A 22,179-nucleotide genomic window follows, 5' to 3' on the forward strand; every position below is an offset into this window, starting at 1 on the left:
TGACGCAAACCTCTTGATCACCAGGGGGCGCCCCGGGGGCCCGGCGGGGGCGGGGGCGGGGGCGAGGGCGGGGGCGGGGGCGGGGGGGAGCACTGTTAGGGGGTTAGGCGGCGGATTAGTTTGCGCATGCCGGCTTGCCAGCCGTCTGGGTCCTCGGCGCGGCGGCGGGCGTAGTCGGCGACCTCCGGGTGCGGCAGGATCAGGAAACGCTCCTCGGCCAGCCCGGCGATGGCCGCGTCGGCGACCTGGTCCGGGGTGAGCACCGCACCGGACGCGGCGATCACCCGAGCACCGAGGTGACCCTCGGCGATCCCGTCGGCGAGCATCGGGGTGTCCACCCCCTGCGGGCAGAGCGCGCTGACCCGGATGCCCCGGTCCCGGTAGGTGATGGCCAGCCACTCGGCGAACCCCACCGAGGCGTGCTTCGTCGCGGTGTACGCGGCGTCGCCCACCGCGGTCAGCACACCCGCCGCCGAGCAGGTGTGCAGCAGGTGGCCGCCGCCCCGGGCCAGCATTCCGGGCAGCACCGCCCGGGCCGAGTAGACGTGGGCGAGCACGTTGACCCGCCACGCCCGGTCCCAACCGGCGTCGTCGACCTCCACTCCCCCGCCGGTGGTCACGCCCGCGTTGGCGCAGAACAGGTCGATGCGGCCGTACCGCTCCTCGGTGTCGGCGACCAGGTCGCGCACCTGCTCCTCGTCGGTGACGTCGAGTGCGATGGCGTGCGCGACCGGGCCGATGCCCTCGGCCACCGCGTCCGCCGCCTCGGCGTTCAGGTCGGCGACCACGATGGCGGCGGCACCCTCGGCGGCGAAGCGGCGCGACAGCGCGGCCCCGATGCCGCCGGCGCCGCCGGTGATCACCACGATCCGGTCGGTGAGGTTCACGCGGACGCTCCTGCGGGGTCGGCACCCAGTTGGGCGATGAGGGTGAGCAAGGCGGTCGTGCCGCCGGTCGTCACCTCCGGAGTGGGCAGCAACGCGAGCACCGGCACATCCACGCCGGCGTCGGCATAGCGGCGCACCTCGGCGCGGCACCGCGCCGGTGAGCCGTGCAGCACCAGGGCGTCGACCACGTCGTCCGGCACCGCCGCGCTGGCACCGCGCCGGTCTCCGGCGGCCCACGCCTCCCACATCGGCGCCAGGACTCTGTCGCGGCCGAGCCAGCGGTGGAACTCGGCGTACGCTCCGACGGTGAGGTAGCTGGTGATGAGCCGGCGACCCAACGCGCGGGCGTACGCGGCATCCTCGGTGGGGCAGACGAAGATCCGGGCGGCGACCTCGAAGCCGGCACGCCGCTCGCCCAGCTCGGCGAGGGCGCGCGGCACGTCGTCGGCGCTGAGCCAGTTGAGGATGACCCCGTCGGCCTCCGCTCCGGCCAGCCGGAGCATCCCCGGGCGCAGCGCGGCGAGCAGGATCGGCGGCGGCACTGCGGGTGGCCGTTCCAGCGTGAACCGGCGCACGGTGAACGTGTCGTAGGCCTCGTCGACGGTCTCGCCGCGCAGCGCGGCGCGCAGGAAGCGCAGCATGTCGCGGGTCCGCCGGAACGGCTCGTCGAACGGCGCGGCGTTCCAGTCCCGCACGAGCACCGGTGAGGACGCGCCGATGCCGAGCGCGAACCGACCCGGCGCGGCCTCGGCCAACGCCGCCGCGCTCATCGCCAGCAGCCCTGGGCCACGGGTGAAGACCGGCGTGATCGCGGTGCCCAGGCGCAGCCGAGGCTGCCACGCCGCGGCGAGCGCCAGCGGGGTGAACGCGTCGGTCCCGGCGACCTCGGACGACCACACGTCGGTGAACCCGGCCTGGTCGAGGGCCGCGTAGCCGGCGTCATGGTCGGTCAATGCGAGGCCACCCAGCGGTACCGTCATGCCCCATCGATTCGTCACCGATCGATCGTGCCCGTTGACGGTGCGCCCGAGCAAGATCCCCGTACTGGGCAGAATCGCCGGTTTCCGGCCCTGCCCACCACCGATGGTGCTACGACTTCGAGGTGGACCGAATCAACGGCGCAGGCCGCTGACCATGGGTTCCAGGGTGGCGAGACACTTGGAGCCGGTCCCTGCGGCGAACCCTCCCGGCCGGGCCACCTTCCTGGAACTCTTCTTCGACCTGGTGTACGTCTTCGCGCTCACCCGGATCTCGGCACGCGCGTTCGAGGACCTGACCCGGGAACCGGGTCGGGAGCATGGCTGGGGCACGGTCACCGGCGGCGGCAAGACCCTGCTGCTGCTTCTCGCGCTCTGGGCGGTCTGGCAGGGCACCGCGTGGACGACCAGCCGCTACGACCCGTACCGGGTGCCGCTGCAGACCGTGGTGATCACCGCGTTGGTGTGCAGCATGCTGATGGGGGTGGCGATCCCCCGCGCGTTCAGCGAGACCGCGCTGATGTTCGCGGTGGCGTACGTCGTCACGCAGGTGTCCCGGCCGTTGATCCTGGCCGTCGCGCTCGGCGCTCACCCGTACCGCCGCTTGAAGGTGCGGATGGCGGTGGTGTTCGCCGTCAGCGGGGTGCTCTGGATCGTCGGGGCGATGCTGTCGACCAATGGGCAGGTGGTGCTCTGGACGGCGGCGCTGGTCCTCGAATACGCAGCCGCTCGCTTCGGTTGGCCGGTCCCGGGGCTGGGCCGGTCGAAGGTCTCGAAGTGGGAGATCGCCGGGGAGCACCTGGCCGAGCGGTACCAGCAGTTCTTCCTCGTCGCGCTGGGCGAGACGATCCTGGTGGCGGGTTTCGCGTACAGCGCCGAGCCGTACAAGTCGGGGCACGCGTGGGCGTTCGGGCTCGCGGTGGCCACCACGATCATGCTGTGGCGCATCTACGTCCAGCGCGCCGGTCAGATTCTGGGCGAGGCGGTGGTGAAGGCCCGGCATCCCGCCAACATCGGCCGCTCGGCCGCCGACACCCACCTGGTGATGGTGGTGGGCCTCGCTGCCACCGCGATCGGCTACGAGCTGATCATCGAGCATCCGCTGGAGCAGATCCCCGGGCCGTGGCTGGCCATGGTGCTGGGCGGGCCGGCACTGTTCCTGGTCGGCCGGGCCCGCTTCGAGTACGAGGTGTTCGGGCGGGTCTCCCCGTCGCGGTGGATCGCCGTCCTGGTGCTGGCGGCGGCGGCCGTACCGCTGCTCCTCCTGCCCGGTGTGGCCGCGACCGCCGTCGGGGTGCTGGTGTTGGCCGCCGTCGCGGTCGCCGACAGCCGCCGGGCGCACGGTGCCCCACCGGAGGCCGCCGCGCCACCGTTCTGAGTCGTCGACAACACCATTGCGTGATGGCTGGGGTCGGCGTGGCAACCCCTCTGAGGACTGAAAAGGGAACCTTGGGGTCCGTGGCGGAAGAGCCTGTCATCACGCGTGGGCGCCTCGTAGGGCGGTTGGCAGTGGTGTTCGGGTCGCCTTTGCTCTGCTTCAACATAGGCAACACCCGGTGTCCGCATATCGGACGCGCGGTGTTGCCTGGATTGAAGCAGAGCAAAGGCGGCGATGCATAGGTGCCTGCCTGCCTGCTTGCCTGCGACGTCGACGAGCCCTCGAACGGCACCCGACGCTGTTGCTTCGTTGGTCATCTTGCTCGACACAAGATGACCAACCAGGAGGTCTGTTCCCAGTCTCCTAAGGGCGTTGACGTGACGGCCACTGCCCCGCCGCAACGGCGTTTAGGCCATCGACGTACGGTGATCTTACGGACGGCGCGGCAGGTTAATCTTGCCGGGTGACCTTCTCGCTCGTCGCCCGCTCCGCCGACGGCCGCCTGCACGGCGTCGCCGTCGCCAGCAAGTTCCTCGCCGCCGGCGCGCTGGTGCCGGCCGCCGCCGCCGAGGTCGGCGCCCTGGCCACCCAGGCGCACGTCAACCTCGCCTACCGCCCGCAGGGCCTCACCCTGCTGCGTACCGGGGTGGCCGCCGCCGACGTGGTGGCCGGGTTGATCGCCGCCGACCCGGAGCGGGACCACCGCCAGCTCGGCGTGGTGGGAGTCAGCGGTTCGGGCGCCAACTGGACCGGGCCGGCCTGCCACCCGTGGGCGGGCGGGCGGACCGGCGACGGTTGGGCCGCGCAGGGCAACGTGCTCACCGGCCCGGAGGTCGTCGACGCACTGGGCGACGCCTGGCTGGCCGGGTCCGCGCTGCCGTTCGCCGAGCGGCTCGTCGCCGCGCTGCGCGCCGGCGACGAGGCCGGCGGCGACCGGCGAGGCCGGCAGAGCGCCGGCCTGCTGGTGGTCGAGCGCGGCGGAGGGTACGCCGGCGGCAGCGACGTGCTGGTGGACCTTCGGGTGGACGACCACCCGGACCCGGTCGCCGAGTTGAGTCGACTGCTCGCGGTGCACACCATGCTGTTCAGCCGGCCGGACCCGGCCACCCTGCTCGACCTGAGCGGCGCGGTCGCCGACGAGGTGGCAGCGCTGCTCAGCGCGCTGGGTCACTCGGTGGCGGACGACGGGACCGAGGCGGCGTTGATCTCCTGGGCCGGGCTGGAGAACCTGGAGGAACGGCTCGTGCCGGGGCGGATCGACCCGGTGGTGTTGACGCACCTGCGCGGCGTCGCCCCGCACGTCCCCGCACCCCGCTCCGCGAGCTGACCCGCCCAGGCCCACGGAGCTGACGGTGGCCCGCGCGATCGGTGCCGGCCGCGACCAGGGTCAGCGGCCGAAGGCCAGCCAGCGGAAGCCGGCGGCGTCGATCGCGGCCTGTTCCGGGGCGGTCAGCGCCGCGCGGCCGGTGGTCTTGCGGATCAGGGTCAGCTCGTCCCAGCGCAGCCCGGCCGGGGTCGGCTTCCCGCCGGTGAGCAGGTCGGCGATCACCGCAGCCGCCTGCGGGGTGAGCCATGGCGGCCGGCCCAGCGCGGCGGCCAGGTCCAGACCGTGCACACCCACCTCGACGACCCGGGTCCGCAGGAACTCGGTGAGGAGCATCGCGTCGCCGTGCCGGGTGCGTACCACCCGGTCGGTCGGCGCGGCGGCGACCGCCACGTCGGTGGTCCGCCAGGCGTGTTCCAACTCGGTCGCCAGCGCTGCTCGGTCCACCTGTAGCGCGTCCTGCCGGCCGCCGGCGATCCGGTCGGCGTCCACCTGTGGGGTGAACTTCGCGCTGCCGAAGTAGCCGGCGGCGTCCACTTCCGCCCGTGGCGGGGCCGGTGCGGCGAGCATGTCGGCCAGCCGGCCCACTCCGGTGCGGATGTGGGCGATCAGCTCCCGGACGGTCCACGGCGGGCAGTCGGTGGGTCGGTCGAGGTCGGCGTCGACCAGCTCGGCCAGGATCTCGGTGAGCTGCGCGCACTCGGCGGAGAACGCCACCCGGACGGGGTCCCTCAGGCTGCGGGCATCCAGGCTCTCGATCATCCGACGACCCTACTGGTGCCCGCTCAGCCCTTCACCCGAGGCACCAGCCGGTGCACGACGGTGAGCACCAACGCCATCACCACCGCCATCGTGCCGGCGATGCCGGCGGCGCTGCCCGCGTACCCGACGAACAGTGGTCGGCGGGTGAGGTCCTCCGGCCCGGTGTCGCGCAGGTCGACCAGCCAGGCCAGCGCGAATCCGCAGGCGACCAGGGCGAGAACGCCGCCGATGCCGAGCACCAGCGCCGCGAGGCGGTGCGCGTCGCCGGGCGCGACCTCGGCCTGCTCCCGCTGGGTGATCAGCAGGACCAGCCCGGCCATCGCCGCCCAGACACCCACCACCAGGTACGCGGCGACCGCGTCGCTGGGCCGGTGCCAGCCGGCGGAGAGGGTGGCGACTCCGGCGACGGCGGCATAGCCGGCGGCGAGGAAGGCACTGACCGCCCGCACCCTGGCTGGCAGCACGAGCACCAGCGCGACCGCCACCGACGCGGCCACTGTGGTGTGCCCGCTGGGCAGGCTGTTGCCCACCGCGACGCGATCCGGGTCGATGCCGTAGTCGGGCCGGCTCAGGCCGTGCTTCAGCAACTGGGTCGAGAGGTTCGCTCCGGCGATCAGCAGGGTCGCGGTGATGGCCAGGGCGATCCGTCCCCGGATCAGCGCGATGAACCCGATCATCGCGGTGGCGGCCAGCAGGGAGACCACCGACATGGCGTTGAGGATCCGGTTGACGGGTCCGTCGATGGCGTCCTGCCCGATCCGGTTGCCGGTGAGCGCCACAGTGTCCACCCACTGACCGATCTCGGTGTGCACGGCCACCCGCCACACGGCGACGAAGGCGGCCGCCTGGACGAGGGCCAGTACGACCAACCAGACCGCGGTCCAACCCCGTGCCGTCGCGCGCATCCGCACACCGTATCGGCCGGTGGTGGTCGGTCGACCGGTGGCCCGCCGCCCGTCAACGGTTAGGTTGTGCCAGAGGCGAGGAGGCGGTGGTGGGCGGATCCCCGGAGCGCGACAGCGGTCAGGCCGCACCCGAACCCGCTCGGCGGCCGGCCGCCGAGCCGGGGCCTGAAGCGCGGCCGTCCCCTGAGCCGGAGCCTGAAGCCCGGCTGGCCCCCGAGCCAGGGCCTGAAGCGCGGGCGCGGACCGAGTCGCTGGCGGAGCTGCTGGGCGGGCGGGCCGGTGCTATCGACGCCACCCTGCCGCCGCTGGCGTTCGCGGCCGGTTGGCTGCTGGGCGGCGAGTCGCTCTGGGGCGGGGTCGGCGCGGCGCTGGCCGTGGGCGCGGCGGTGGCCGGCGTACGGCTGTTCCGGGGTGATCGGCCACGTTCGGTGCTGATCGGTCTGCTGGCCGTCTGCGTCGCGGCGTTGATCGCGGTGCGCACCGGCCGGGCCGAGGATTTCTTTCTCATTCAGGTGCTCTCCAACGCGGCAAGCGCACTCGCCTGGGCGGTCAGCATCGTGGTGCGTTGGCCGCTGCTCGGAGTGTTGGTCGGCGCGGTGCTGGGGCAGCGCACCCGGTGGCGGCGGGACCGGGCGCTGAGACGCGGGTACGGCCGGGCCAGTTGGGTGTGGACGGCGACGTACGTGCTGCGGCTCGCGGTGTTCGTGCCCTTGTACCTCAGTGGGCAGGTGCTCGCGCTGGTGGTGGCCCGGGTGGCGCTGACCTGGCCGCTGGTCGCCGCGGCTCTGGCGTTGAGCTGGGTGGTGCTGCGGCGGTCGTTGCCGGCCGGGCACCCGGGTCTGCGTCATCCGGTTCCTGAAGAACCGGCCACAGCGCCGCGCTGAGCCGGGGCGATTCCGGGTGGCGGCAAGGCGGTGATGGGGCAGAAAAGTGGAGAGGCCGCCACGGGGGGAGCGGCCTCTCCGGTGACGTACGTTACTCCGTCGCGGACTTCGGCGTGATCCCGTGATGGCCCGAATTTCTGGGCTTTTTCGCGGTTGGCTCCAGTCCGGGCGGTGGGGTGGGCCAGCCGATCCGCTGCGTCGGCCAGATGGCCGGCCCACCCCGGCCTGACCGTGGGTGTCAGGCCGTCCGCCGACCAGGGTCCGTCGTTCCCCGAACCCTGGTCGGACCCCGGGGTGGGCGGTCCACGCCGCCGCACCCCGGGTCGCTGTCAGCCGTTCGGGAACAGGCTGCCGTAGTCGGCGTACGCCATGGCGACGTCCGCCTGTGCCCAGAACCGGTGGTAGTTGAAGCTGGGCTCCGCACCACCGTCCAGGTACGCCTGCACCTTGGGCCAGTCCGGGTCGTTCTTGTAGAAGGACCGGAGGTCGAGGAAGCTCTTGCCGGCGGCGATGGTGTCGCCGTTCGGCATCTTCCCGGTCCAGCCCGGCGGGACGTAGACGCCCTGCCCGGTGGTGGCGTTGTAGGTGTCGTCGAAGCGCCGGTAGTCGCCACGCTTCTCGGTGGTGGAGACACCCTTGGCGTCGCTGGCGGCGGAGAGCGCGTCGAGCAGCCCCTTGGCGGTCGTCTTGGCCGCCGCGTTGCCCGACTTGGCCGCGTACGCGATCAGGATCCGGGCGTAGGAGGCGGCGACGCCGACGTCCTGGCCCTTGCTGATCACCTCGACGTGCAGGTTGGTGTTGGGCTGCGGGCTGGACGGGTTCCAGGTGGTCGGCTGACCGGTCCACGCCATGTCGGACGGGATCGACCAGTTGGTGCCGACGGTGGTGTTGGCGATCGCCCACGGCACCCACTTGTCCAGCAGCGCCTTGGCCTTCGCGTTGCCGGTCTGCAGGTACAGCTCGGCGATCCGCTGCATCGACCAGGCCTGCATGCCGAACCACTGGTTCGACGGCGGGTCGTTGTAGACCGGGTCGACGTCGTAGAACATGCCGTAGAAGGTGCTGGTGCCGGCCGGCGGCTGGGCGTAGCTGCCGTCCCAGCTGTTGGTGGCGCCGCCGGCGATGCCGCCCTCGGACGACTGCAGCCAGGTGTAGAACTCCAGCTGCCGGTCGAAGCTCTTGGTCCAGTCGGCGACCGCGGTCGACGACTGTGGCTTGAGCTCCGGGGTGTTGGTCAGCGCCCAGGCCGCGAACGGGTTCTGGTAGCCGAAGTGGTTGTGGCTGGAGCCGATCCGCCAGGACCAGTTCTGGCTGGCGTCGTACGCGCCACCCCAGGCGTAGTACCAGGACAGCAGGTAGTGCGCCGAGTCCTTGCCGCTGCCGGCGGGGCAGGTGCTGGCCCCGACGCAGTTGCCGATCTTCTTGAAGTACTTGTCGAACATCGCGTACCGCAGGTAGTCACCCATCTTGGCGGCCTTCGCGATGGTGGCCGCCACGTCGGCCTGCTTGCCCTGCGCCTTGGCCCAGGTCAGCGCCCAGTACGCGGCCTGCACGGCGCGGGCGTCGGCGTCCGGGGCGTTGGTGTACTTCCACTGCTTGGCGGGGGCGCCGGTGTCCTTGACGAACAGGTCGAGGTAACCGTACTGACCGCCGTGCTTGAAGGTGTCGCAGGACGGCTGCGGGATGGTCTCCCACACCGACTCCTGGGTGCCCCGCTGGAAGGTGTTGATGTAGGCCGGCTTGGTGGTGCCGTCACCGCAGCGGCCGAAGCCGTAGGTGTTGTCCACGTCCATCAGCCAGTGCATGCCGTAGATGTCGCCGGTGCCGTAGGTGGACTGCAGCTCCGCGCGGAGCGGATCCTGCCCGACGGAGATGTTCGGGTTCAGCGCCGAGGGATACTGGCTGGGCAGGTTGTACTCCGCGGCGTACTGCGGGGTGCCCGCGGAGCCGGCGGTCGGCTGGTCGGCGTGCGTCGGGATGATGTACTTCTCCATGACGGTCCAGGCGTTGTTGAACGGCGCCCAGTTCTGGGTGACGCGGCCGTACTGGGCCTCCAGCCAGAGCCAGAAGCTGAACGCCTCCGAGGTGGTCTCGTGCCCGTGGTCGGGCGCCTCGACGATCAGCGTCTCGACCGAGTGGTACGGCACGCCCTCGGGGCTGAAGTAGCCCGAGTTCTTGATCTTGCCGTACTGCTCGAGGAACTTCGCTATGTAGGTGTTGTCGCCGCCGGGGGTGTCGTTGTCGATCTCGGTGGCGGTGACCGCCAGCGAGGCGAGACCGGTGGCGGAGGCGGTGATGGTGGCGGCACCGCCGGCGGTGTCGCTGTCCTCCGCCGCGGCGACCGTGACGGTGACCCCGGTGTTCCAGTTGCTCGGGGTCAGCGTGGCGCTGGTCGGCGAGACCGTGACATCGGTGTCGCCGGTGCGGGTGAGGGTGACCGGCACGTTGGCCGTCGGCGCGGCGCTGAGCTTCAGGTTGAAGGTGGCGGTACCACCCTCGGTGACGCTCACGGCGGACGGGGTGGCGACAAGCGTCGGGCCGCTTGCGGCGGTGACCGTGAACGCCTTCTCGTCGACCCCGATGCCGTTGGCGTTGTCGTACGCCTTGGCCTGGACGGTGTAGCTGCCGGCCGGCAGGTCCTCCTGGGTGTAGGCGTACGGCGCGGAGGTGTCGGTGTTGATCAGTAGGCCGTTGCGGTAGAACTCGACCTTGCTGATCGTCCCGTCCGGGTCGCTGGCGGTGGCGGTCAGCGGCACGTCGGCCGGCGCGGTGAACGGCCCACTCGGCAGGCCGAGCGCGACCGTTGGCGGCTGGTTGGCCGGGGTGCCGTTGCAGGGAGTGCCGTTCAGGGTGAACGAGGTGGGCTTCGGGTTGCTGCCCGAGTGGGCGCCGTTGAAGCCGATGGTGGTGGAGGCCCCGGTGCCAAGGTTGCCGTTGTACGACTCGTTGGTCGCGGTGACCTCGCTGCCGGACTGGCTGAACCTGGCCGACCAGCCCTGGGTGACCCGTTGACCGCTGTTGGGGAAGGTCCACTTGAGCGTCCAGTTGCTCACCGGGTCGCCCAGGTTCTTGATGGTGACGTTCGCGGTGAAGCCGGTGTTCCAGTCGTTGGTCGCGTAGACCACGTCGCAGGCGGGTGCGGCCTGTGCGGCGCCGGCAGGCAGGGTCACCCCGCCGATGGCGAGCAGCGCGGCGGCGGCGAGCGCCACGCGGCGGCGTATTGCCAGTTGTCTCATGTGCGCGGTGTCTCCTCGGACCAGGCCGGGACGGTCCCCGGCGAGGCGCCTGCCCGCGAGGGTGGTGGTCCGCGGGAGATTCGAGGCGCCGGGAAGGTGGTGTCCCCGGGCCCGGCCGGGGTAGGGCGGTGCGGCCCGCGCGGGAGGGGGTCCCGCCGGCTGCGATGGGGTGACCGTGACCGGAGGTGGTGCTGCCGGCTGCCCTCGGTAGACCCGCGCTCACGCGGTGTGGCTCCTGCCGCGTTGAATCGACAGTCTGCCATGGAAGCGCTCCCACAACAAGCACAGAGGGCGCCGGATCGACTCCTTGTTTCGATCTCGTTTTGGGTCTTTCACAAAGGCGTGACGGGCGTTACAGTCGCAACATCGGTCGATGGGAGCGCTTCCATCGACAAGGTTCCAACAAGAAGATCGCTGGGGCCGTCTCTGACGGACTCGGCGAACCAGCCCGAGGGCCGACGACGGGCCAGCCCGGACGCCGTCGTCAGCCATCGTCCCGCCACACGGAGGGAGGTGGAACCAAAGCCACTCGCGTGGCCCGGCTCCCGCGCGACACGCACGGCAGGACCCAAATTCCGCCCGTGTGTGTGCAGTTACGGTGGGGACGGGGGTTGCCCTCCCCCGTCCCCACACTAAACCCCCGTACACGATGGGAAAAGAGGCCGACGGGACAGGCGCGCCGCGCCGCCCGGCGGCCTCGTTCGCTGTCCGGGGCCCTCAACCGCCTCGACCCGCCATCGCCGGCCGCCATGACGGCCAGCTGACCGGGCGGGCCACTCCTGGCCTACCCTGGGAGCGCTCCCGAATCTCGGCGGTGGCCCCGTATCCACGAGGAGAATCCATGTCGATACCTACTGGGCCCGCCGGCCCGCTGCGCTTCCCCGACAACTTCGGCTGGGGCGCGGCCACTTCCGCGTACCAGATCGAGGGCGCCGCCAAGGAGGACGGGCGCGGCGAGTCCGTCTGGGACACCTTCAGCCGCGTCCCAGGGCGCACCCGCAACGGCGACACGGGCGACGTGGCCGCCGACCACTACCACCGGTACGCCGAGGACCTCGACCTCATGCGCGACCTCGGGTTGCGCAGCTACCGCTTCTCCATCTCCTGGCCACGAATCCAGCCCGACGGCACCGGCGCACCCAACCAGCGCGGGCTCGACTTCTACCGCCGGCTCCTCGACGGTCTGCACGAACGCGGGATCGCCCCGATGGCCACCCTGTTCCACTGGGATCTCCCGCAGGCGCTACAGGACGCCGGCGGCTGGGAGTCACGCGACACCGCCCACCGCTTCGCCGACTACGCCGACCTGGTCTTCGGCGCCCTCGGCGACCGGGTGCCGGCCTGGCTCACCATCAACGAGCCCAAGACGGTGGTGCAGAACGGCTACCTCACCGGCCACCACGCCCCCGGCCGGCAAGACCCGGACGCCGCCTACCTGGTCGCCCACCACCTGCAGCTCGCGCACGGGCTCGCCGTCGGCGCGCTACGGGCCAGCGGCAGCGACAGCCGGATCGGCCCCGCCCTCAACCTGCACCCCTGCTACCCCGCCGACGACTCCCCGCAGGCTGCCGCGGCCGCCCGCCTCTACGACAGCTACGAAAACCGCCTCTACCTGGACTCCCTGCTCAGGGGCAGCTACCCGGAGGATCTGCTGGCCGACCTGGGCCCGCAGAGCCGGATGGTCCAGGGCGTCCGCGACGGCGACCTGGCGATCATCTCCGCGCCGATCGACCTGCTGGCCGTGCAGTACTACACGCCGATCTACGTCACCGCCGACGGCGGCACCGAGCGACGCTGGACGACCTCCGAGGCCGAGTGGCAGCAGATCTACCCCCAGGGGATGTACGACCTGCTGACCCGGGTCACCCGCGACTACGGCCCGATCCCACTCACCATCACCGAGAACGGGCTGCCCACACCGGACACCCTGGCCCCGGACGACACCGTCCACGACGCGGGTCGGATCAGTTTCCTGCGCGACCACCTCACCGCCGTGCACCAGGCCATCGCCGCCGGGGTGCCGCTGGAGAGCTTCCACGTCTGGTCACTGCTGGACAACTTCGAGTGGGACGCGGGATACGACCAGCGCTGGGGACTGGTCTACGTGGACTACCCGACCCAGCGGCGGGTGCTCAAGAGCAGCGCCACCTGGTATCGCTCCGTCATCACCGACGGCGGCTTCTGAACGGGCCGCCACCCGGACGGCCGGGCCCGGACGGCTCGGCTCTGGTGAGCCGGCGACCGTCCGGGTCTCGGCCAGTCAGCGGGGCAGCGCCTGCTGCAACTCCGCCCGCAGCGCCGGGGTGAGCATCTCCCCCGCCTGCTTGGCCAGCCGGGCCATCTCGTAGCCCACCACGCCGATGTCCGCGTCACCGGCGGCCAGCGTGGCCAGGATCGAACCGTCGCGGATCTGCATCACCAGGAAGTAGCCGCGACCCATCTCGACCACCGTCTGCTTGACGACATCGCCGTCGAACATCTGGGCCGCGCCCGCGGTGATGCTCATCAGCCCGGAGGTCACCGCCGCGAGCTTGTCCGCGTTGTCGCGGGGCAGGTGGTCGGAGATCGCCACCAGCAGCCCGTCGGAGGAGACCACCACCGCGTGCGAAACGCCCGGCACCCGGTCCGCGAACGCGCTCACCAGCCAGCTCAGGTCACGCGCCTCCTGGCTCAACGTCGTCACTGTCGTCGTCCCCCTTCATCGTGCCCCCCGGACGGTGGCACGGGTATCTCGGTGGTGTCCTCGGCCTCGGCTCGCCGCACCCCGCTGTAGAGCCGGGAAAGCATGCCGCCGACCGCCTCCGGGTCCGGGTCGGCGCGGTTCGGCGCCGACATCGGTTGTGCCAGACGGGTGACCGCGCTCAACTGCGCCATCGGCACCCGTACCGGCAATCCTCGTTCATTGGTGCCCGCGGTCACCGGGATCGCCGGTGGCACCGCCGGCGCGGGCGCTGCCGGCGCGGACGGACCCTGCCGCGACCACCAGCCTCCGCCGTCACCGCGGGCCGCCGCGGGGGCCAACACGTCCTCGGCGCGCACCGGCACCGGGCGCGCCTGGCGCGGTACGGCGACGCCCGGGGGCCGACCCGCCACCGGCATGTCCCGGGCGCCGATGCCCGGCCCCGGCGCACCGGCCTCCAGGGTGATCCCGGGGCTCCGGGCCACTCCCCGAGCGGCGCTTGTCGCCAGCATCCGGGCCGACGCGGGCGGATCCAGTTCCACCGGGACCGTCGTCGCCAGCAACTCCGCGGGCAACGCGAGCCTGGCGACCAGGCCGTGCTCGCCCCCGTCGAGCCACACGCGGAGACCAAGCCGGGCAGCGAGGTGGCTGACCACGAACAGACCCATCCGCTCCACCGCCGCGACGTCCGCAGCCGGAGGGCTGGCCAGCACGGCGTTCGCCTCGCCGAGCGCGGCCGGGCTCATGCCCAGACCACGGTCGACGATCTCGATCAGCGAGGTCGTGGCCTCGACCCTGGCCGTGACCACCACGACGGTGTCCGGGCGGGAGAAAGCCGTCGCGTTCTCCAGCAGCTCCGCCAACAGGTGCACCAGCTCGCCGACAGCGTGCCCGACCACGTACACGTCGGCCACCGACTCGATGCGGACCCGCTGGTACTGCTCGATCTCCGCCGCGGCGGCCAGCAGCACCGCACCGAGGCCGATCGGCCGGTTCCACCGACGGGTGGAGTCGGTGCCGGCGAGCACCAGCAGACTCTCGTCGTTGCGGCGCATACGGGCAGCCAGGTGGTCGAGCTTGAACAGGTTCTCCAGCTGGTCCGGGTCGCTCTCCTCACGCTCCAGGTCGTCCAGCAGCTCCAGTTGGCGCTCCACCAACACCTGGCTACGGCGGGCCAGGTTGACGAACATCGCGTTGACGTTGCGTCGCATGAGCGCCTGCTCGACGGCGACCGAGACCGCGCTGCGGTGCACCGCCACGAACGCCTCGGCCAACTCACCGATCTCGTCGAGCGAGCGGACCACCGCCGGCGCGACCTCGATGGCGGGCACCCCGCCGGTGACCGTCTTCAAACGGTCCAGTGCGTCCGGCAGCTCGACCTGCGCGATCCGGAGCGCCTGGCTACGCAGCAACCGCATCGACCGGGCGACCGACCGCCCGACGAGCAGCGAGATCAGCAGGGCGACCAGCAGCACCGCGACGACACCGCCGACGACCAGCAGGGTGGCCCGCAGCTGACCGCTGCTGGCATCGTCGGCCTGCCGCACGGCGTCGTCCAGCACGCCCACCTCAAGCTGGCGCAGCAGCTCCTGGCGCTGCTGGCTCGCCGCCCACCACTGCTCTGCCGGCAGCACCGCCGGCGACGCGTCACCGGCCGGCAGGCTGCGTTCCTCCAACTGCACGGCGGTCAGGAACGTCGGGGTCACCGTGGTCTCGTCGTACCGACGGATCTGGTCGCTGGTCGCAGCCACCCGGAACGCGCCGAGCGCGGTCAACTGCTGGGCGCGCAGATCGGCGAGGAGCACCCGGTCCTCGGTGCCGTACCCACCGGCGCGGGCGGCGGCGTAGAGCTGGGCCCGCACCCGGGAGGAGAGCTCCTTGACCCGGGCCAGCTGCACGTAGCGCAGCACCGCGTCGTTCAACGCCGGTTGGTCCTGACCCGGTGTCGGCTCGGCGAGCAGGTCGATCATCGCGCCGACGGCCCGGTGATAGTTACTGAGGATGGTCTCGCTGCTGAGCACCGCCGGCGGGATCGCCGGCCGGATGTCGACCACCTGGTCGTACGCCTCCAGCGCCTCGGAGAAGGCGACCCGCCAGGACGCGTCGGCGTCCGCGAGGGGCTCGGCGGCCCGGCGCAGGTCCACGATGGCCCGGTCGGTGGCCGTCTGCAACGGCTTCAGGTCGGTCGCCGCGGTAGCCCGGTCGCCGCCCCTGCGCAGCGCGCCCAGCTCTCCCGCCGAGCGGTCGCGTTCCTGCTGGAGCTGCTGCACCACCGCGGTGATCTGCCGACCGATGCCGACCTGACGGGAGAAGTCGTTCAACGCCGTCGTTCGCCCCACCAGCGCGCTCGTCTGCACGCCCGCGAGCACCAGGAACGCCATCGACGGCACCATCAGCACCGTGGCGAGCTTCGTGCTCATCCGCCAGTCCCGCAGCCGGAACGGTGACCGGCGTCGATGCGGGACGACTCGGACATCGAAGCGGCGCCGACGGTGGTTCGACACCGCGCCGTTCGCCGGGTCGGGACCTGCCGCCACCCTGCCTCCTCCGTCCTACCGCGTCCACCGCGGTCCGGGGAGCGCAGTCCATCCAACCAGGCTCGGGGGCGCTGTCAACGGCCCGGGCGGCGCGGAGGTTCAGGAAGGATACTGCGGGTGGGAACGTCCTGTCGTGGTCGGCAGAACCAGCTCGTCCGTCCGGCCGATGTCGGCGAGGTCGACCGCGTCACCGAACCGACCCAACGCCACCAGTGCCGCGCCGGTGGCGCCGATCTCCGGGTTGCGTTGGTGCGACACCGGTCGCGGTGCGAGCGCGGCGGCGAAGGCCTGCCGCCACCACGTGGAGGCGGCCACCGCACCTCCGCCCAGCACCACACCGACCGGCTTGTCGATCGTGGACTCCAGCACCACCAGATCCTCGGCGACCAGCTCACACAGCCCCTGCATCAGCCCGGCCAGAATGTCCACGGAGGTGGTGCTGAAGCTGAGGCCGCCGAGCCGACCGGTGCCCGCCGGCGCCAGACCGGGCGGCCGGTCGCCACCGAAGCGGGGGTCGGCCGGTCGGCCACCGCCCGCCGGCACCAGCGCCAGCGCCGCGTCCAGCTCAGCCCCCTGGGGCAACCGCAACTCCCGGTTCGCCCAGGCGAACAGGTTGCCCCCGCTGGCGTACGCCGCACCGGTCACCACGTGGTCGTGGTCGACCCGGTAACGCCACAGTCGCTCGGGAAGCTGAGGCATCGGTTCGCCGGCCGGGATCCGCTGCATCAGCCGTACGGCGGCGGAGGTGCCCACGGTGACCGCGGCCCGGCTCGGGTCGACGCAACCCGAGCCGACGTTCGACGCCCCGCCGTCGCCCACGGGCGGTGACCAGCGGGCATGCGCCAGCTGCGGCCAACGGCGGGCCCTCTCGGCGCGGAGCCGGCCGTGCCAGTCCAGCTCGCCGAGGGGCGGCAGCTCCTGCGGTCGCGCCCCGGCCAACGTCAGCGCTTCCTCGTCCCAGCGCAGGGTGCTCAGATCCAGCAGACCGGTCCCGGATGCCTGGGAGACCGACATGGGCGCCGAGTCGAGCAGCTCGCCCAGCACGTACTCGGGCAGGCCGACGAACCGGGCGATCGGGCCCGACTGCTCGCGCAACCAGGGCAACCGCATGGACCAGTACGAGCGGTGCCACCAGCAGCCGGTGCGCTGGTGGAAACCGTCCGGGTCGGCCGGCCCCGACGTGCCACCGACCGGCCCGGGCCGGGTGTCCAGCCAGGTGATCACCGGGCCGAGGGGGGCGCCGGCGTGGTCGAGTGGGAGCACCGAGTGCCACTGGGCGGAGACCGCCACCAGGTTGACGTCGTGCAGGTGCCCCGCGTCGGCCAGCTCGTCCAGGCAATCGACCAGGGAGGCGAGATAGTCGGGACCGGACAGGGTGCCGGTGCCGTCGTCGCCGATGGCAAGGTCGATCTTGCGCCGGGCCAGGGCGCCGGGCAGCGGTCGGGTGTCCGCGTCCAGCACCAGCCCGCGTACCGAGGAGGTGCCCAGATCGAGCGCGAGAATGTTCATCGCCGGTCAAGTTACCCGGTGTCAGGCGGGTGCCGGGGGCGTAGGGTGGATCGCATGCTCGCGCATCTGACCTGCTGGTGGCCCGCCAACCTGGCGGCCCACTTCCGCGCGTAGCTCCATCCACGCGGCCGCCATCGAGGCGGTCGCCCGGATCTCCCGTCCGGAGAGCCCGCCCCGACGGCGGCGCCCCGGCTCGACGGAGACTCCGATGACCCACCTGACCGACCTGCTCGCCGCCGTCGCCGACGGTGTCGACCCTGGCCCCTTCGCGCTGCTGCGCCGCGACGGCGCGGACGAACTGGAGCTGTTCACCGGCCCGGTCGACACCGTCGAGCGGCTCGCGGACATCCCGCTGACGCCGGGCATCCCGGGGGCGCGGACGCTGGCCCTGGTGCCGTACCGGCAGATCACCGAACGCGGGTTCGCCTGCGTCGACGACGGTGCTCCGCTGGAGTGCCTCCAGGTCCGCGAGCATCGCCGGATCGCGCTGGCTGACGCTCTGGCCGCGCTGCCCGACGAACCGGTCCGCACCATCGATGCGGCCTTCGACGTCAGCGACGAGGAGTACGCGCGGACGGTGCAGCGGGTGCTCGCCGAGGAGATCGGCCGCGGTGAGGGCGCGAACTTCGTCATCCACCGCGCCCTGCACGCCACGGTGCAGGGCCCACCGCTGGTTGCCGCGCTGGCCGCGCTACGCCGGCTGCTGGTCGCCGAGCGCGGGGCGTACTGGACGTTCGTGGTGCACACCGGCACGCGGACGCTGGTCGGTGCCAGTCCGGAGCGGCACGTCAGCGTCGACGACGGGCTGGTGCTGATGAACCCGATCAGCGGCACCTTCCGGAGCGCCGGTGGCACCGCGGACCGGGCGGCACTGCTGCGCTTCCTCGCCGACGAGAAGGAGGTCGAGGAGCTGTACATGGTGCTCGACGAGGAGTTGAAGATGATGGCCACCGTCGCCGAACACGGCGGCCAGGTGATCGGCCCGTACCTGAAGGAGATGTCGCACCTGGCGCACACCGAGTACCTGCTCGCCGGGCGCGGCACCCGTGACGTGCGGGAGGTGCTGCGCGAGACGATGTTCGCGCCCACCGTCACGGGCAGCCCGATGGAGAACGCCTGCCGGGTGATCGCCCGGCACGAACGCCGGGGCCGGGGCTACTACGCGGGCGTGCTGGCGCTGCTCGGTCACGACGAGACCGGCCGGCAGACACTCGACGCGCCGATCCTGATCCGTACCGCCGAGATCTTGCCCACCGGCCGGCTGCGGGTGCCGGTGGGAGCCACCCTCGTCCGACACTCGACGGCGGCCGGCGAGGTGGCCGAGACGCACGCCAAGGCGGCCGGTGTGCTGGCCGCGCTCGGCCTCGGGCCGGCGGCGCCCGCCGGCGGCCGCGGGCCGGTCGCGCGACTGGCCGACGACCCGGCGGTACGCGACGCGCTGGCCGCCCGCAACGCACCGCTGGCCCGGTTCTGGCTGGATCAGCGGGCACCGGACGCGCCGGGGTTGCCCGGGTTGGTCGGTCGGCGGGTCCTGATCGTGGACAACGAGGACACGTTCACCGGGATGCTGGCTCACCAACTGGGCGCTCTGGGGCTCACGGTCACGCTGCGACCGTGGCACGTCGGCGGCCCGGTCGACTCGTACGACCTGGTGGTGGCGGGTCCCGGACCGGGTGACCCGGGCAGCCTGGACGAGCCGAAGATGGTGGCGTTGCGGAGGCTGCTGGCCGGGCTGCTGGCGACCGGCCGTCCCACCCTCGCGGTCTGCCTCGGCCATCAGGTCCTCGCCGGTCTGCTGGGGCTGACACTGCACCGCCGGGAGGCGACCTATCAGGGGTTGCAGCGGGACGTGGCGCTGTTCGGCCGGACCCGTCGGGTCGGGTTCTACTCGACGTTCACCGCCCGCGCCGAGGCGGACCGGCTGGCCACCGCGTACGGGCCGGTGGAGCTGGCTCGGGACGCCGGCGACGGCGCCGTGCACGCCCTACGGGGCCGCGGCTTCGCCGGGGTGCAGTTCCACCCGGAGTCGGTGCTCAGCCCGGACGGGCTCGCGGTGCTGGCCGAGCTGTTGAGTGACCTGCTGCCGGCGCCACGCGCCGACGAGCTGTCCGCCGCGGGTGGACGCGCATAGTCGCCCCGCCTCGGGGTAGGGCTGGATCGACCGGTGGCGTGGACGGGCCGAGAGCCCCCGCCCGCGCCACCGGTCGCAGTCGCCGTCACCCGGCCATGCCCACCTTGAGCGCGGTGCCGATCTGCACCGCCCGCCGGGCGGTGAGCGCGCAGGCTCCGAGTGCCACGGAGTCCGGGGCGATCTCCCCGTTGTTGCTCGTGTGCGAGGCGCCGTACGGGTTGCCGGCGATGAACTGGCTGGTGTCGGTGTATCCGGGGGCGACCACGATGCCGCCCCAGTGGTAGAAGACGTTGAAGAGCGAGGTCAGCGTGGTTTCCTGCCCCCCGTGCACGGTTCCGGAGGAGGTGAAGCCCGCGTAGACCTTGTTGGCCAGCGCGCCCTGCGCCCAGAGCGGGCCGGACGTGTCGATGAACTGCTTCAGCTGAGCGGCGATGATGCCGTACCGGGTCGGTGCGCCGAGGATCACGACGTCGGCCCAGGACAGGTCGTCGAGCATCGCTTCGGGCACATCCTGGGTCTCCAGGTGGTGCGCCTGCCAGCCGGAGTTGGAGCGGATCGCCTCGTCCGGCGCCAACTCGCGCACCTTGCGCAGGCGCACGTCGGCGCCGGCGTCCCCGGCGGCCTCGCACACGGCCTGCGCCATCTGGTACGTGGTGCCGGTGGCGCTGTAATAGATCACCGCTACCTTGATCTGGGCAGCCATCAGGTGTTCCCCTTCTCGTCTCGGGTCAGCTCCCGCGACTACCCGTTGGGCCCGACCTCTAACGGCAGCGCCCACGCGCTTGCCCGTACCGGTCCGCCGGGTTCAATTTTCAGCAACTTTTCCGACTGTTTCGGTCCCTCGACCCGTCCGGACCGCGATCCTGGAAAGCACCGGTGCCGGCGGGAACCAACCGTCGCCCCGCACCGCGCACCTGAACGGGGGATCGCGCTCCGCCAGCAACGGCGCTGGCGCAGCGCGATCAGGGGCCGCCCACCGTGCTCAACTGCCCCCGACCGCTGTTGCTGTTGCTGTTGCTGTTGCTCAGCGGACCAGGGTGAGCAGCTCCGGGGTGACCCTGGGGGCCAACTCCGCGTCGGCCTCCACCACGCCCGGCAGCGACCCACCCTCGCGTAGCGGGGTGACACAGCGGATCGCGGTGACCTGGCGGAGCACGCCGCCCACCCTATTGTGACCGGTCGGGCAGGGCTGCTGCCCTGCCCGACCATGCCGGTCCCGCGAGCGCGACGCCTCTGGGTCGTGGTGACACCTCAGAGTCGGCACGCTCACGGGTGCGGGCGTCAGTCGAGCTTGTCGCGCAGTTTGTCGACCTGGGTCTGGAGGCGGTCCACCGCGTTCTCGTTGTTGACGAAGGTGGTGATGCCCGCGGCCAACCCCAGGCCGATCAGTACGGCCACGATGCTGAGCACGAGGCCGCCGATCGACACGCCACGGCCGGTGACCCCCGGTCGGCGGGCCATCTTGAGGCCGACGATGCCGAGGATGATCCCGATGATGCCGAGCACCAGCCCCAGCCAGGCGAGGATCGCCGTCAACGCACTGAACAGACCGGCCACCCCGAACACCAGGGCGAAGGTCGCGGCGGCGCTCGTCTTCGCCTGGCCGTCCATCCGATGGGTCCGGGACCCGGCCGGTGCGCCGGCACCCCGGGCCGGCTCGCTTGCGGCAGTCATGAGGCTCCCTTCCGTACGCGCGGCGCGCGCACTTCCGGATGGCCGCCTTCCCCCTGCGGGCGCGGTTATGCCGCGTCCGGTGCCCTACCCTGGCGCAACCACCTCCGGGGAAGGAATCCGATGACCAGGGACCTCACGGCATCCGAGGCGCTCGATCTGCGGATGACGAGCCTGCTGCTGCGGGAGCATCCGAGCGTCCGACCCGGTGGGGTCGCCGACGTGGTCGAGTGGTTCGGCGCGATGCAGGCCCAGGATCTGGCGAGTGGCCTGTGGTCGTTGGGCGCCCGCCTGCCGGGGCGGACCATCGTCGACGTGCAGGCGGCGCTGGAGCGCCGCGAGGCCCTTCGCACGTGGCCGATGCGAGGCACCGTGCACCTCATCCCACCCGCCGACGCCCGCTGGATGTTGGAGCTGACCGGCGTCCGCTCGCTGGCGGGCGCGGCGACCCGCCGGTCGCAGCTCGGGCTCAGCGACGCGGACGCGGACCGGGCGGTGGACGTGCTCGGCGCCGCGTTGGTCGGCGGGGGCCGACTCACCCGGGGGGAGTGTCTGGCGGCCCTTCGCGCGTCCGGTCTGGGGACCGACGGCCAGCGCGGCTACCACCTGCTCTGGTATGCGAGCGTGCGCGGGGTGACCTGCGTGGCACCGAACGTCGGCACCGAGCAGACCTTCGCTCTGCTCGACGAGTGGGCGCCCGAGCAACGCCACCTGGATCGGGACGAGGCGCTGGCCCTGCTCGCCCACCGCTACGCCCGCGGGCACGGGCCGGTCACCGCCCGCGAGTTCGCCGGCTGGAGCGGCCTCACCCTGACCGACGCGCGGCGCGGGCTGGCCGCCGCCGACGGGCTGCGGACGGTACGGGTGGCTGACGAGCCGATGCACGTCGACGCTGCGCTGGCCGACATCGCGGTGGCTGGCGCACGGGTACCGCTGGACGACGTGCTGGCGCTGCCCGGGTTCGACGAGTACCTACTCGGTTACCGCGATCGCACGCTGATGCTCGACCCGGCGCACCAGGCGGCCGTGGTGCCGGGCAACAACGGCATCTTCCAGGCCACGGTGGTTCGCGCCGGCCGGGTGGTGGGGGTGTGGAAGCGCAAGATCGGCCGCACCGCGGTCACGGTGACGATCCAGCCGCTGACGACGCTGGACGCCGCCGCACGTGTGCTGGTGGAGCGGGCGCTGGGGCGGTACGCCGACTTCCTCGGGCTGCCCGCCCGCTACGACTGGCTGGCCTGACCGCCGCAGGGTCACCACGGGGGCCGGCGGGCGAGCCCACCGACCCCCGTCAGGTG

17 protein-coding genes are annotated in these 22,179 nt (G+C 72.2%); 6 read left to right on the forward strand and 11 right to left on the reverse strand.

The features are described 5' to 3' along the window. Nucleotides 1-95: 95 nt before the first annotated feature. Together C7C45_RS01150 and C7C45_RS01155 are read right to left on the reverse strand one after the other, a co-directional pair. Complete coding sequence (locus C7C45_RS01150; RefSeq protein WP_110561736.1) at nt 96-887, reverse strand: SDR family oxidoreductase; 792 nt, start codon at nt 885-887, stop codon at nt 96-98. Continuing rightward, nucleotides 884-1,867, reverse strand: coding sequence for an LLM class F420-dependent oxidoreductase (locus C7C45_RS01155; protein ID WP_110561737.1), 984 nt, complete (start codon nt 1,865-1,867; stop codon nt 884-886). Before C7C45_RS01155 ends, C7C45_RS01150 begins: the two co-directional genes overlap by 4 nt. Before the next feature lie 166 nt (nt 1,868-2,033). Between C7C45_RS01155 and C7C45_RS01160 the strand changes: the two genes are divergently transcribed. Next, the gene (locus tag C7C45_RS01160) at nt 2,034-3,242 is read left to right on the forward strand and encodes a low temperature requirement protein A (protein WP_244200178.1); all 1,209 of its coding nucleotides are present in this window, start codon (nt 2,034-2,036) and stop codon (nt 3,240-3,242) included. 463 nt (nt 3,243-3,705) lie between these two features. Continuing rightward, on the forward strand, nt 3,706-4,569 hold the full coding sequence (locus C7C45_RS01165; protein ID WP_110561738.1) for a DUF1028 domain-containing protein: 864 nt from the start codon (nt 3,706-3,708) through the stop codon (nt 4,567-4,569). Between the two features lie 60 nt (nt 4,570-4,629). On the opposite strand, the gene C7C45_RS01170 is transcribed toward C7C45_RS01165, so the two are convergent. Together C7C45_RS01170 and C7C45_RS01175 are read right to left on the reverse strand one after the other, a co-directional pair. Continuing rightward, complete coding sequence (locus C7C45_RS01170; RefSeq protein ID WP_110561739.1) at nt 4,630-5,328, reverse strand: maleylpyruvate isomerase N-terminal domain-containing protein; 699 nt, start codon at nt 5,326-5,328, stop codon at nt 4,630-4,632. Nucleotides 5,329-5,351: 23 nt separating this feature from the next. Then, nucleotides 5,352-6,239 carry a phosphatase PAP2 family protein gene (locus C7C45_RS01175; protein WP_208641027.1) on the reverse strand — a complete coding sequence of 296 codons (888 nt, stop codon included), beginning with the start codon at nt 6,237-6,239 and terminating at the stop codon, nt 5,352-5,354. 200 nt (nt 6,240-6,439) lie between these two features. Between C7C45_RS01175 and C7C45_RS01180 the strand changes: the two genes are divergently transcribed. Then, complete coding sequence (locus tag C7C45_RS01180; RefSeq protein WP_110561845.1) at nt 6,440-7,117, forward strand: DUF3159 domain-containing protein; 678 nt, start codon at nt 6,440-6,442, stop codon at nt 7,115-7,117. 329 nt (nt 7,118-7,446) lie between these two features. Here C7C45_RS01180 and C7C45_RS01185 read toward each other — a convergent pair whose 3' ends face one another. Continuing rightward, nucleotides 7,447-10,353, reverse strand: a complete 2,907-nt coding sequence (locus C7C45_RS01185; RefSeq protein ID WP_110561741.1) for a glycoside hydrolase family 48 protein — start codon at nt 10,351-10,353, stop codon at nt 7,447-7,449. An 841-nt stretch (nt 10,354-11,194) separates the two neighbouring features. Between C7C45_RS01185 and C7C45_RS01190 the strand changes: the two genes are divergently transcribed. Next, a complete protein-coding gene (locus tag C7C45_RS01190) occupies nt 11,195-12,538 on the forward strand; it encodes a GH1 family beta-glucosidase (RefSeq protein WP_110561742.1) in 1,344 nt (447 codons plus the stop codon). Between the two features lie 75 nt (nt 12,539-12,613). Here C7C45_RS01190 and C7C45_RS01195 read toward each other — a convergent pair whose 3' ends face one another. From C7C45_RS01195 to C7C45_RS01205, 3 genes are all read right to left on the reverse strand, one after another. Then, nucleotides 12,614-13,036, reverse strand: coding sequence for a roadblock/LC7 domain-containing protein (locus C7C45_RS01195; protein WP_110561743.1), 423 nt, complete (start codon nt 13,034-13,036; stop codon nt 12,614-12,616). Continuing rightward, entirely contained in the window at nt 13,033-15,570 is a 2,538-nt protein-coding gene (locus tag C7C45_RS01200) for a sensor histidine kinase (protein ID WP_208641028.1), read from the reverse strand. The genes C7C45_RS01195 and C7C45_RS01200 overlap by 4 nt, the downstream gene beginning before the upstream one ends. Nucleotides 15,571-15,669: 99 nt before the next feature. Further along, nucleotides 15,670-17,079 (reverse strand): FGGY family carbohydrate kinase, encoded by a 1,410-nt coding sequence (locus C7C45_RS01205; protein ID WP_110561745.1) that lies wholly within the window; start codon nt 17,077-17,079, stop codon nt 15,670-15,672. 208 nt (nt 17,080-17,287) lie between these two features. On the opposite strand from C7C45_RS01205, the gene C7C45_RS01210 reads away from it, so the two are divergent. Then, nucleotides 17,288-19,210: an anthranilate synthase family protein gene (locus C7C45_RS01210; RefSeq protein ID WP_110561746.1), complete on the forward strand. Its 1,923-nt coding sequence runs from the start codon at nt 17,288-17,290 to the stop codon at nt 19,208-19,210. Between the two features lie 85 nt (nt 19,211-19,295). Here C7C45_RS01210 and wrbA read toward each other — a convergent pair whose 3' ends face one another. The 3 genes from wrbA to C7C45_RS01225 form a co-directional block, all read right to left on the reverse strand. Further along, nucleotides 19,296-19,913: an NAD(P)H:quinone oxidoreductase gene (wrbA, locus tag C7C45_RS01215; protein ID WP_110561747.1), complete on the reverse strand. Its 618-nt coding sequence runs from the start codon at nt 19,911-19,913 to the stop codon at nt 19,296-19,298. Between the two features lie 321 nt (nt 19,914-20,234). Further along, nucleotides 20,235-20,366, reverse strand: coding sequence for a hypothetical protein (locus C7C45_RS35435; RefSeq protein WP_280101360.1), 132 nt, complete (start codon nt 20,364-20,366; stop codon nt 20,235-20,237). Between the two features lie 125 nt (nt 20,367-20,491). Beyond that, nucleotides 20,492-20,884 (reverse strand): hypothetical protein, encoded by a 393-nt coding sequence (locus tag C7C45_RS01225; RefSeq protein WP_110561748.1) that lies wholly within the window; start codon nt 20,882-20,884, stop codon nt 20,492-20,494. Nucleotides 20,885-21,004: 120 nt separating this feature from the next. On the opposite strand from C7C45_RS01225, the gene C7C45_RS01230 reads away from it, so the two are divergent. Then, nucleotides 21,005-22,123: a winged helix DNA-binding domain-containing protein gene (locus C7C45_RS01230; protein ID WP_110561749.1), complete on the forward strand. Its 1,119-nt coding sequence runs from the start codon at nt 21,005-21,007 to the stop codon at nt 22,121-22,123. Nucleotides 22,124-22,179: the final 56 nt, after the last annotated feature.

The sequence above is a fragment of the Micromonospora arborensis genome, assembly GCF_003205615.1.
GTDB classification, from domain to species: domain Bacteria; phylum Actinomycetota; class Actinomycetes; order Mycobacteriales; family Micromonosporaceae; genus Micromonospora; species Micromonospora arborensis.

Bases quoted from the DNA above. Each gene is read 5' to 3' on its own strand.
- C7C45_RS01155 (WP_110561737.1), bottom strand. From the start codon at position 1,867: ATGACGGTACCGCTGGGTGGCCTCGCATTGACCGACCATGACGCCGGC.
- C7C45_RS01170 (WP_110561739.1), bottom strand. From the start codon at position 5,328: ATGATCGAGAGCCTGGATGCCCGCAGCCTGAGGGACCCCGTCCGGGTG.
- C7C45_RS01185 (WP_110561741.1), bottom strand. From the start codon at position 10,353: ATGAGACAACTGGCAATACGCCGCCGCGTGGCGCTCGCCGCCGCCGCG.
- C7C45_RS01190 (WP_110561742.1), top strand. From the start codon at position 11,195: ATGTCGATACCTACTGGGCCCGCCGGCCCGCTGCGCTTCCCCGACAAC.
- C7C45_RS01205 (WP_110561745.1), bottom strand. From the start codon at position 17,079: ATGAACATTCTCGCGCTCGATCTGGGCACCTCCTCGGTACGCGGGCTG.
- C7C45_RS01210 (WP_110561746.1), top strand. From the start codon at position 17,288: ATGACCCACCTGACCGACCTGCTCGCCGCCGTCGCCGACGGTGTCGAC.
- wrbA (WP_110561747.1), bottom strand. From the start codon at position 19,913: ATGGCTGCCCAGATCAAGGTAGCGGTGATCTATTACAGCGCCACCGGC.
- C7C45_RS01225 (WP_110561748.1), bottom strand. From the start codon at position 20,884: ATGACTGCCGCAAGCGAGCCGGCCCGGGGTGCCGGCGCACCGGCCGGG.
- C7C45_RS01230 (WP_110561749.1), top strand. From the start codon at position 21,005: ATGACCAGGGACCTCACGGCATCCGAGGCGCTCGATCTGCGGATGACG.